This window comes from Bacillota bacterium (genome assembly GCA_012837335.1).
Taxonomy (GTDB): domain Bacteria; phylum Bacillota; class Limnochordia; order Darwinibacteriales; family DTU012; genus DTU012.
The window spans coordinates 47,183-59,530 of sequence record DURM01000027.1 but is presented as its reverse complement, the minus strand read 5'-3'; the positions used below and the strand labels follow the sequence as shown (position 1 = coordinate 59,530).

6 protein-coding genes and 1 pseudogene are annotated in these 12,348 nt (G+C 48.0%); 6 read left to right on the top strand and 1 reads right to left on the bottom strand.

The features are described 5' to 3' along the window. Nucleotides 1-240 precede the first annotated feature (240 nt). The 6 genes and pseudogenes from GX019_04245 (at nucleotide 241) to GX019_04220 (ending at nucleotide 11,650) form a co-directional block, all read left to right on the top strand. Nucleotides 241-2,121, top strand: coding sequence for an ABC transporter ATP-binding protein (locus tag GX019_04245; protein ID HHT36369.1), 1,881 nt, complete (start codon nucleotides 241-243; stop codon nucleotides 2,119-2,121). Beyond that, on the top strand, nucleotides 2,093-3,913 hold the full coding sequence (locus tag GX019_04240) for an ABC transporter ATP-binding protein (GenBank protein ID HHT36368.1): 1,821 nt from the start codon (nucleotides 2,093-2,095) through the stop codon (nucleotides 3,911-3,913). Before GX019_04245 ends, GX019_04240 begins: the two co-directional genes overlap by 29 nt. 164 nt (nucleotides 3,914-4,077) lie before the next feature. Next, a complete protein-coding gene (locus tag GX019_04235) occupies nucleotides 4,078-6,303 on the top strand; it encodes an EAL domain-containing protein (protein HHT36367.1) in 2,226 nt (741 codons plus the stop codon). Between the two features lie 98 nt (nucleotides 6,304-6,401). Then, a complete protein-coding gene (locus GX019_04230) occupies nucleotides 6,402-8,429 on the top strand; it encodes a beta-galactosidase (GenBank protein ID HHT36366.1) in 2,028 nt (675 codons plus the stop codon). Further along, nucleotides 8,422-10,110, top strand: a pseudogene (locus tag GX019_04225) (hypothetical protein). Before GX019_04230 ends, GX019_04225 begins: the two are co-directional and overlap by 8 nt. An 82-nt stretch (nucleotides 10,111-10,192) precedes the next feature. Beyond that, the gene (locus GX019_04220; GenBank protein ID HHT36365.1) at nucleotides 10,193-11,650 is read left to right on the top strand and encodes an alpha-L-fucosidase; all 1,458 of its coding nucleotides are present in this window, start codon (nucleotides 10,193-10,195) and stop codon (nucleotides 11,648-11,650) included. A 54-nt stretch (nucleotides 11,651-11,704) separates the two neighbouring features. Here GX019_04220 and GX019_04215 read toward each other — a convergent pair whose 3' ends face one another. Further along, on the bottom strand, nucleotides 11,705-12,235 hold the full coding sequence (locus GX019_04215; protein HHT36364.1) for a hypothetical protein: 531 nt from the start codon (nucleotides 12,233-12,235) through the stop codon (nucleotides 11,705-11,707). Nucleotides 12,236-12,348: the final 113 nt, after the last annotated feature.

The following is a 12,348-nucleotide window of genomic DNA, read 5'->3' as shown; positions in this document are numbered from 1 at the left end:
TTACCCGACAAGGTTTGGCTCAATCCCGAACGCTCGAAAGATGAATCGAAACCTAAAGAGAGTAAAGCATCATAACTACAATGGAATTTATTGGGGATAGCGACAACTAGCTTGACAAATACCGAGGTTTGTGCAACTATATTAATGAGGTTTGATCCGGGGACTGGGTTGAGCTGCTCAATTCAGTCCCTGCTCACATAATTATCAATGACCACAGCCCAAGGGTAAAGGAGTGGAGATATGAGCCAAGTTGTCAGTGAAGGAAGGATTGTCAGGATATTAAAACGGTTAAAAATCTTTGATCAGTGGGAAGTAGCCAAATGGGCGTACCAGCAGGGCTGGGAGATTGATAAGAGCAACTTTATTTTCTGGACTGTAATGAATATCCTTGGAGCTCTGATTCCGGTCTATCTGCTTAGGGTTACCCAGGAAGTTGTCAATTCGATTACGATCGGTGTTGAAACCAGCGATTTTAAGAAGGTCACTTGGAGAGTTGCGCTGCTCTGCGCCCTGTGGATTCTGCAGAGCTCGTACAATATCATTCCTAATATTATTAAGTACACCATGCAGACGCGCTATTCCATCGCCATGCAGCGGAAATATGCTGCCTTTGTCAATACGATTCCTTTATACAAGTTTGATAACAAAGAGTTCTCGGATCAGATTTCTCAGGTAGGAGTAACCTGCAACCGTCTAGCCTATTTTATCGGCGGTACCACCAGCATGATTGGCTCATTCGTGGGCACGATTGGCCTGCTTTGGTTTGCTTTTTCAACCTCTTGGATTCTTTTAGTCATTGGGAGCATCCAGGCAGTCGTCTCGCTAGTGCTGGTCGGTCGAGTGTTCCAGCAGTATTATGACTTCTGGTCAGTAGCCAAAATGGAGCGGCGCAAGCAGCAGTATTATTCGGGACTGCTGACCGGACGGGAAATCGGAAAAGAAATTCGGGCGATGAAGTTGAGCGAGTTTTTCCGCAGCCGCTGGCGCGTATTGGTTGAAAAATTGACCGGTATGGAAATTGAATTGGAGATAAAGTCAAATCGGGTGCGCAATATTTTAGCTTTGATGTACCTATTGTTTACACTTTTAATCTTAGGTGTGGGAGTGTGGTTGGTCTGGCGCGGTAAAATTCTGCTCGGCGGATTGGTCATCATCTGGCAGTTAAATGATCAGCTCTTTGGAACGGTTCAAAGCCTGGTCAGCCACTACCTCTACACCGTCGGTTATATGCCGGTGCTGGCCAATCAGAAGGAAGTATTTGAAATGGTGTTTGATGAAACAGGTCTGCCGACGCGGGAGCACAAGGAGATTAAGCCAAAAGAACCCGTCACCGTTTTCCGGTTGGAAAATGTAACTTTTGGCTATGTACCGGAAAAAACAGTGCTGAGAAATATCAGTTTCAGCGTTAACAGGGGCGAAACCGTTGCCCTTGTGGGTGATAACGGAGCAGGTAAGACTACTCTGATTAAGCTGCTCCTTGGTCTCTATACCCCAAATAAGGGCAGAATTTACTTTGAAGGTCTGCCCTACCAGGAACTCACTCAAGAATACCTGTACAGCAAAATGGGCGCGGTGTTTCAGGATTTTAAGCAGTATCACTTCACTATCCGCGAGAACATCGCCTTTGGAGATATCAAGCAGCTGCACAATGACGCAGTGCTGATGGAAGCGGCGCGAAAAGGCCAGGCTGACAAGCTGATTCAGGCCCAACCGAAAGGCCTCGACACATTCTTAGGCCGCCAGTATGAGGAGGACGGACTGGAGCTGTCTGGAGGTGAGTGGCAGCGGATTGGGGTTGCCCGGGCTCATGTCAGCGATAAAGATATCCTGATTCTTGACGAGCCCGCTGCCAAGCTGGATCCTGTCGCGGAAATGGAGCAGTTTCTGGAAATCAAGAATTCCCTTGGCGGCAGAACAGCTGTGTTAGTATCCCACCGCTTAGGATTTGCCAGATTAGCGGATAAGATTATCGTTCTCAAAGATGGAGAGCTTGTGGATATGGGCACTCATGAAGAACTGATCAAGGCCGGACGGCATTATGCCGAGATGTTCAGAGCCCAGGCCGAATGGTACGAAGGGAGTGTGGCTTTCAATGGCTTTGAAAGAGCAAACGAATGGTAATAAGGGAGTTGGCATTGTCCGTACCATTGTAACCAGTTTTCGGCTGATCCTGCAGGCCTGCAAGAAGAAAGAACTGCTGTTTTTGGCGGTTGGTTTAGTAACTGCTTTATTTCCGTCAGCCCTGCTTAGTCTCCAGAAAGAGTTTTTCAGCCAGGCAGAGCTTTTGGTTGTTTCCCCATCCCAAGCGATCTTGAAAAAAGTGATTAAAGCATTGGCCCTTTGGGGAGGATTGTGGCTGCTCTCCTGGCTGTTGGGAATTTTGGAAGCTTATGCTAACCGGACAATTCCGGCGCGGGTCAATAACCACATGATAGATCAGATGCTGAATAAAATCTCATCACTGCGGTATGAATACATGGATACTCCGGAGGTGTACAACAAGCTGGAGTGGGTATCCAAGGAACTGCCCAACCGGATTTCCCAGGTGATTTACAGCAGCTTGGGCTTAATCACCAGTCTGATTACTCTCACCTCTGTCGGAGCGCTGGTGCTAGCAGAAGATTGGCGGATTGCAGTAGTGATAATTTCCGGTACAATCCCGGCAATCATCTTGATGCGCCTGCAAAATGAAGAAGGGTATTATCAAGCGCAGTGGGAAGCTCCGGAGTTACGGCAGCAGTGGTATGTTTACAATCTCTTTGTAAAACGGGATGGAATACGCGAAATGCGGGTTGGGCAGTACTCTGGCTATCTAATGGAGAAATGGGCAGATCTGTCCTTGAAACTCCGCAACCACCGTTATAAATTTATCCGCAAATACTATGTTTTCAATTTGCTGTCTAATATCTGCGGATACACTACGCTGGGCATTGCTCTGTGGCTGATCTGCCGCCAAATGTTTGATCCGGCATCAGGCGTGGGCATCGGTTCTTTTGTCCTAATTTACGGCGCAGCGCGCAATCTGCAGGGCATCATGCGCTCCATCTTCTATGAGCTGCTGGGGTTATCCACCACAGGCAAGTATATTAAAGATTATTTCGAACTGTTAGAGCTGGACAGCGAAAACCTCACAGGTGAAGAAGAGCCGCTGCCAAAGCACGCAGATATCGTGTTTGAAAATGTGTCTTTCCATTATCCCAACACTGAGCGCCTGGTATTAAAAGACATCAATGTCACCATCAAGCAGGGAGAGAAAGTAGCAATTGTCGGTGAAAATGGCTCAGGGAAGAGCACTTTTGTAGCCTTGTTGTGCGGGTTGTACCGTCCGCAGAAAGGCAGGATTACTTTTGCCGGAAGAGACTTGGCGGAATCGCTGGGTTTGATGCGGCGCGCCACATCTTTTGTGTTTCAGGATTTTGGCCGCTATCAGCTTACAGTTGCAGATAATATCCGCATCGGCGATATGTATCGGGAGCTGACTGAGAGTGAGATAATTACCGCAGCTAAGCGTGCTGATGCTGATTCGTTTATTCAGGAAATGGATCAAAAATACAATACCTTTTTGGGAACCTTAGAAGAAGGACGCACCGATTTGTCCGGCGGCCAGTGGCAGAAGCTGGGCTTTGCCAGAGCAATTACCAGGCAGGAAGCTAAGGTGATGGTTTTAGATGAGCAGACAGCGGCACTGGATCCCATCTCGGAAGCGAAATTCTACCATGACTTCAAAGAACTGACGGGAGATCGGACCGCAATTATGATTTCCCATCGTTTAGGAGCAACTAAGCTTGCTGACCGCATCTTGGTCTTCCATGAGGGCAGGATTGTTGAAGAAGGCACCCATGCCGAGCTGATGCAGAAAGGCGGATTGTACGCTGAAATGTACGCAGCCCAAGCCCAGTGGTACACGGCCTGATCACTATGTTTAAATCTCTACCTGCGGAGGTTCCGCAGGTTTATTTTTTTAAAAAGGAGATTTAACAGCATATAAAGAAATGTTTCCATAACTGGAATCCTATCAGTTTTTTTATGGTTCTTTCGATCTCTCACGATCGCTCAGCGCGATGGAGGTAGTGGCACATGAAAAAAACTATCAGGCTGCGTCCTTATGTCATTGCAGTTTTGCTTGTTACGGTCGTGTTTTTTATTTCCGAGTATTTTCTGGTCAGTTCGATTAGGAACTATTTCCTCGAAAAGATGGAGCAGGAGTATATCAACTACACCCGTGTTTACTCCCACAGCCTCACGAAAACCGCCGAGGCCTATGGAATTATTAATGAAACTCTGGAAAAGCGGCTGCTCAGCGCCAGCAGAACCGCTGCCAGGTACGCGGAACAGATTACCAATGAGTCCCTAATTGAGCTTGCGGATCTGCTTGAGGTTGATGAGATTTATGTTTTCAGCCCCGAGGGTGAGATTATTTACTCTACCCGTGAGGCATACCTCGGCTGGCAGGCGCTGCCCGGCCATCCGGTCTATGAATTCATGACCAGCAGCGAAACTGCTCTGATTGAAGAAATTCGAGCTGATACTGAATCCGGTGAGTATTACAAATACGGCTATGTGAAACTAGCCGATGGGCGGTTTGTTCAGCTTGGTATTAGAGCCGGCATAGTAGAAAATCTTTTAGCCTCATTTGAGATACCCCGCATAATTGAGGAAATTGCCAGTTTTGAGCTGGTGGATCATGTCTGCATGATTGACAATGAATTTAAGATTGTAGCCGGCAATGGCATGCATGAGATCGGCGAGGTGGTTGAGGATCCAGATATCCGCGCAGCCATCCAAGCCGGAGACACCTATTCAACCATGAATCTCACCAGTCCCCAGGGTGAATTTTATGAAGTTTACGTGCCAATCTACGTTGGAGATGAACATGTGGGCACACTTAATGTCGGTAAGCTGACCGCGGATATTACTGCGATTGCCCGCACAACTGAGCTGTTAGGAGCACTGGTAACTGCCGGGCTTTTCTTAGGTTTGATTTACATCATGCTCAGCAACTTCCGGCACAACAAAAAGCTGATGATCACTGCTTATCAAGATTCTTTAACCGGACTGCCCAACAAAGCTTATCTGGAAGAAGTGCTCCGGGACGATTTGACTTGGCCTGAGGAGAAATCGAGAGCAATTCTCATGATTCACGGCAGCAATTTAAGTGAGGTCAACTCTACTTACGGTTTTAATATTGGTGATCAAGTTATTAAAACCCTAGCAGAAAAGGTGCAGAATTTGGAGTGCCCCGGCTGCCAGCTGTTTAGATTTACAGCTAACCGCCTTCTGATCTATGTGCGGGATTACCCGAGCCGGGATGCGCTGGCATCTTTGGCAGAGAGCGTCACCCGAGTTTTAGAGGACAGTCCCAATTTTGTGGAGCGGCAGCTGAAGATTTATGTAGGAATTGTAGAGTTAAACGGTTCTTTTAGTTCTGCTGACAAGCTCTTTACGCAAGCATCGGTTGCGCTGATGCATGCGGAGAATGATCCGGCTAATGCATATGCCTTTTACGACAAACAGATGGAAACTTTGCTGCACCGCCAGGAAATTATTGCGGCGGAAATGGCAGAGTTTTTAGCTAACCCCACTACTGATACTTTGTATCTCTTGTATCAACCTAAAGTTTGCCTGTCATCCGGACAGATCTGCGGTTTTGAGGCTCTGGCCAGGATGAATTCCCCCACTTTCGGCCCGGTATCTCCGGGAGAGTTTATTCCAATCGCTGAACGTCAAGATCTTATCATTCCTTTCGGATTATGGGCCATTACAGAGGCTTGTGATTTCATTAATAAGTTGAGAGAAGCCGGTTATCCTGAACTCCATACGGCCGTCAATATTTCGGTAGTTGAGCTCTACCAGCCGGATTTTGCCCAGCAGGTGCAAGAAATCATCGAGGCATCGGGCATCGAACCGAGCAACCTCCAGCTGGAGATTACTGAGTCGATGATTATTGAGGATCTTGACGATATTCGTTCAAAACTCTGCTCTCTCAGAAGTCTGGGCATTACGATTGCCCTAGATGATTTCGGTACCGGCTATTCGTCTCTAGCAAGAATCGAAGATCTGCCAATTGACTGCATCAAAATCGATAAAAGTTTTATTGATAAAATTCTTGTAAAAAATGGACAGAAGCAGATTATCCAGGATCTGATCGCCATGTGCCACAAATTGGGACTGAAAGTCGTGGCTGAAGGTGTGGAGCATGAGGAGCAGCGTGAGTATCTTGCAGCCAGCGGCTGCGATGTGATGCAGGGTTATCTTTACAGTAAACCCCTTGGTGAAGCTGATGCTCTTGTAAAACTCAGATAAAAAATATTGCAGAAGGATTATCTTTTTGAATGTCTAACCAATACAGGGCGAGTTTGCTTACAACCAGTTAAAATAAATCACAGAAAGGGGCACAGCAGATGATTAATCCAAAATTAAAAGCAGTTTACTATGGCGGAGATTGGAACCCAGATCAATGGCCAGAAGAAGTCTGGCATGAAGATATACGCCTGTTTAAGCAGGCAGGAATTAATGTGGTGACAGTCCCGGTCTTCAGCTGGGCGAAACTTCAGCCAGCTGAAGATCACTATGATTTTGAGTGGCTGGATAAAATCCTGGATCTGCTGGCGGAGAATGGGATCTATGCCTGCATTGCCACATCCACGGCAGCGCAGCCGGCTTGGATGTCGGTTAAGTATCCGGAGATTCTGCCGGTAGACGTATACGGTCGGAAGCGGACGCACGGTAAGCGGGTTAATTTCTGTCCCAACAGCAAAGTCTACCGCAAGTTTGCTGCGGAGCTGGCTCGCAAGCTGGCAGAAAGATATAAAGACCATCCGGCGCTGTTATGGTGGCGAGTGGCTAATGAATACGGTACATACTGCTACTGCGAAAACTGCGCGGAGGAGTTTCGCAAATGGACTCAAGAGCGCTACAAAACCATCGAGGAAGTTAACAAACGGTGGAATCTCAGCTTCTGGGGGCATACCATTTACAATTGGGATGAGATTATGGTTCCTTCCGAACTGAATGATGACAACAAATGGTATCAGCCGGTAGCCTTGGATTACCTGAGGTTTATGACTGATTCAAATATTGCCTGCTTCCTCAATGAGTACAATGTCATTAAAGAGGTTACCCCGGATTTAATTGTCACTACCAACATCTCTGGTTTCATTAAGAAGCTGGATCAGTTTAAGTTCGGCAAATATGTGGACATCATTTCCTGGGATAACTATCCCCAGCCTCAGCACGCCATGAGCACAGTTGCCCTTAAGCACGATTTGATGCGGGGACTGAGAGAGGGCGAGTCTTACATCTTAGCAGAGCAGACTCCCAGCAACCAAAATTGGCAGGCTTATAATATCCTCAAGCGGCCTGGTGTGATGCGCCTCTTAAGCTACCAGGCTCTTGCTCATGGAGCGGACACCGTCATGTTTTTCCAGATGCGCCAATCCAAAGCCGGCGTCGAAAAACTTCACGGTGCCGTAATTTCCCACGTCGGTCATGAGAACACCCGGGTCTTTAGGGAAGTTGCCCAGCTGGGGGCTGAGCTGAAAAACTTAGGAGACAGCATCCTTGATGCCCGCACGGAAGCTCGAACTGCAATCATCTTTGATTGGGATAACTGGTGGGCTGTGGAGCAGTCCAGTGGACCAAGCCGCGACTTGAAGTATTTTGAGCAGGTCGAAAAATACTACAGTGCTTTATACAATCTGAATATTCCTGTGGACATTGTGAAACCGGATTCTGACTTAAGCAAATACGATCTGGTAATTGCACCGCTTCTCTATATGACCAAGCCGGGTACAGCTGAAAACATCGGCCGGTTTGTGGAAAAGGGCGGTACTTTTGTTACTTCGTTCTTCAGTGGCATTGTCGATGAAAACGACCATGTGATTCTAGGGGGCTATCCCGGTGAACTGAAAGAGATTCTCGGCATCTGGGTAGAAGAAGTCGATGCTCTGCTGCCCCATATGCGCAATGCAGTTGTTATGAAAGAGCCTCTGGGAGAATTAGCAGAGCGCTATGAGTGCGGATTGATCTGCGATATCCTCCATCTGCAGGGTGCGGAAGCGCTGGCTGAATATGAAAGTGACTTTTACGCTGGATATCCCTGCTTAACCCGGAATCAGTACGGAGAAGGCACAGCGTACTATGTGGCCACTGATCCAGAGCAGGACTTTCTCAACGGATTGATCAAGTACATCTGTGAGCAGAAGGGCATTAAAGCCTGCTTGGATGTGCCGCAGGGAGTGGAAGTTACCCAGCGTTATAAAGGCGAGCGGATTTTTACATTCGTGCTTAACCACAACGACAGCGCAGTAACCATTGATTTAACCGATAAAACCTATCAAGATCTGATTACCGGAAGAACCTTAACTGGACAGGTCGAACTGGAAGCAAAAGATGTGCTGATTTTAGAAGGAGTTGATCGGATTGAATAGGGTCAAGCAGACACTGCCTGATACACTGCTGTTGGAAGAAAGGGCAGAAATTGCCCTCAATGCATTAATTGGGGTTGCTGACGAAGATTATGAATATATACCGTTTTTTAACGGCAATTTCAAGGCTAGACCAGCCTATATGACCCATGGCAACTGGGATTTCGGTTCCAGCCATGGACGCTTAGTTGATGCTATTGTGCTTGCCCGGACCATGTCCGGCAGCGATTACGGAACTGAGATTGAAGGCTATTACCGCCGCAATTTAATGAGTTTCTTCCGGAAAGACGGCCTCAGCTACCGGCGCAATACTTTCCGCCAGTCCACCATCGAAGAGCATCAAGCGGAGTTTAAGGAAAGTGCCAGCATGATTGACCAGCGGGCTGTGCTGTTAGGGTTAACTACCTGGCTGGCAGCCACTGAAGATGAAAAAGTAAAAGAAACTGCAGACCGTCTCTGCGCCGCTTTAAAGCGGATTGCCCGCAAGGAGCGCCAGGGCTGGTACTACCCTGCTTCAGAATACACCGAAACGGGCTGGCCTTCATTTGACGCGGTTCACACTCGCTTGGCAGTTGATCCCGCTTCCTTCTGGGGCCGGCAGATCGGACCCTTATACCGCTACCACCGGCTGACGGGCAGTAGAGATGCCTATCAGCTGGCTGAAAACTTTGTCGGCAACATTATGTACCGCAGCGGTGTGTTTAACGCTGATGGCAGTTTTAATGGAGCTCTAGAATACCGGAGCGGACACTTCCACACTCGGATGGGCACTCTTGCTTCGCTGGCAGCATTTGCTTACCATACCCGGGATGCGGCAATTCTCGCTTATGTTAAGAAGAGCTACGATTGGGCGCTTACCCAGTTTACTGCGTTTGGGTGGACGCCGGGAGATATGCACGACCAGAAATATGAGCATGAAACCTGCACCTTGGTGGATGCGATCCACTGCGGTATTATTCTTGCTCACTCGGGTTATTACGAGTATTGGGGTAAGGTGGAGCGCTTCCTGCGCAACCATTTGACCGAATCCCAGCTCTTGGAAATTGATTGGATTGAGGAACTGGATCACAAGGAAAATGACATTCCCAAACGGAGAACTTATTATAAAGTTGCTCAGAGGCTGAGAGGTGCCTTCTCTGGCTACGCAGCCCCTAATGACTTTGTTTACGACGGAGAATGGGGCAGAGGCCATATCATGGATGTTCAGACCTGCTGTCTTGGCGCAGGAACGAGAGGGCTGTATCTCGGCTGGAGCAACATTGTTACTGAAACAGCAGGCCGTGTCAGTGTGAATATGCTGCTCAACCGGGCAACCCCCTGGCTGGATGTGCACGCTCATATGCCCCATGAAGGAAAAGTTGAGCTCTATATTAACCAGGACATTCCGGAGCTGTTAGTGAGAATTCCGGAGTGGACTCCTTTTGGAGCGGTCAAAGTTGAGCGGGAGCGCGGTGGGGAGACCGATGTTAACAACGGACGCAGATTATCATGGCTTAAACAGACCTTTGTTAATCTCGGTGCGGCAGCCACCGGTGAGAAAATTACAATTACTTTCCCGCTTACTGAGCGGAGTACGGTGGAAACCGCTTCCGGCTTAGTGTACAACGTTAAGTGGCGGGGCGATGATGTGGTTCACATCGATCCTCCGGGGACTTATTATCCGCTGTACAACCGACGCAGAATTCTGTCTGCCGCCGAGATGACAGAGAAAACGATAACCAGGGAAAAAGGAAACCAATACATCTAGAACAAGCGAGGTAAGCAGCATGAATCATGCACAGATTAAACCTTTTGCCATGAATTGGCAGCCGTATCTGCGCCAAGCGCCTAACTGGTTTCGAGATGCGAAATTCGGGATGTTTTTTCACTGGGGACCGTACTGCGTCCCCGCCTTTGAAAACGAGTGGTATTCCCGGAATATGTACGCTAAAGGGCTTTCTCAAAACCGCTTTCATGTGGAGACATATGGCAAGCTGAGCCAGTTTGGCTATAAAGATTTTTATCCCCTTTTCAAGGGGGAGAAGTTTGACCCTGATTATTGGGCGGAGCTGATGGTTACAGCCGGTGCCAAATACGGCGGAGTTGTTACCGAACATGCCGATAACTTCTCCCTGTGGGACAGCAAGGTTAATCCTGTCAATGCTGTTAACTACGGTCCGAAGCGGGATGTAGTTGGGGAGCTGGAAAAGGCGATCCGCAGGCAGGGCTTAAACTTTATTGCTACTTTCCACCACCAGTGGCTGTGGGGCTGGTTTATGTCCAGCGATCCTAACGCTGATGTTTACAATCCGGAAAACGAAATCTATTACGGCAAAGCGCTGCCTCTGGAAGCAAACCGCTACATTCCTTGGCGGCTCCCGGATGATGAGTTTAACCGGGTCTGGATGGAGAAGGTAATTGAAGTGATCGACGGATATGATCCTGATTTAATTTACTTTGACAGCCGGGCCAATATCATTGCTGAGCAGTATAAGCATCAGCTGGTGGACTATTACTATAACCGGAACAGCAGAAGTGATAGGATTATCAGCTATAAACAGGAAGACTTCCCTGACGGGGTCGGTATTGTTGATATCGAATGCGGACGCTTCGCTGCTGTCCAAAGCTTTCCGTGGCAGACTGACGACCGCCTGGAAGCTCTGCGCACCTGGTGTTATGTGCAGGGAGCCCGCTATAAACCGGCAGCCAAGATTATTCACCAGTTATGCGATGTGGTCAGTAAAAACGGCAATCTGCTGCTGAATGTCGGTCCAAAAGCCGATGGCAGTTTTGCTGACGAAGCAGTCGCTGAGCTGAAAGAAGTGGGCAGATGGCTGGCGGATTTCGGCGAAGCGATCTACGGGACCAGACCGTTTGCCGTGCACGGTGAAGGAATCAATGTCAAGGACCATGATTTTGATGTTTCTCAGATCGAGGCGCAGACTCAAAAAGGAGTCTTTGATGACCAGGGTGAGGTAGAGTTCTCCGCGGATGATCTGCGCTTTACCACTAAGGATAATGTTCTTTATGTGATTATGCTGGGTAAACCTGAGCAGATACCGATTCAGATTACTAGTTTACGGCAGGGAACAGGATTAGGATCCCAGGTGATAGAATCAATCGGCGTTTTGGGCGGTGCACCAGATTTAGACTGGAATCAGAACAGCGAGCATTTAGAGATTATCTTAAAAGGACCGATGCCTTCGAACCACGCCAATGTGATTAAGATTTCCTACCGAAAATGATTAAAAGACCGTTAGCGCCAGTTTTGGCACTAACGGTCTAATTATTAGCTTTTATTATTCTGGCAGACGCTCTGCGCCAGTTGGCTTAATGATGATGTAGCAGATTCTAGTGCCCCATTTCTCATTATCCATGGGGGAGAGGGTGAGGCGTCCGTCGGTAACTTCGATAGTCTTGGACTTAATTACCCATTCGCGGTTTTCGAGGGTTAAGTTGTCCCAGAATACTACGTCTTCAACCTGCAGTTTGTAAGTAGAGGTCCAAGCGTCGCCGATGCACACTTCTACGTCCCACAGACCGTTTTCCAGTTCGATTTCCCACACTTCGCTGTTGCGCATATGGGTCATGGTTGCCAGCAGAACGTTGTCAGTGTAGCCTCTGTTGCGGGTCATGGTTTCGGCTTTACTCCATCCATAAACCAAGCCGTTTTCTTTTGGACCGAACAGTTCATGATAGTCTGGATACCAGCCTTCCGGAACCGGTGTATCGCGGTCCTGGAAATTAATTCTGATTACATTGTCAGAGGCTGCAGCTGCTGCGCTGAAAACCAAAACAAGTGCAAAAACAGCGATAAGAACTCTCTTCATAGTTTGTTCCCTCCATAGTAATTTTTTTATTTTTACCCAAAAACTAACTAAACATTAAGGTGAACAGCATCCCTCCCCGTTTTGATAATTGGCATGCTATTGTCCGGCTGTCA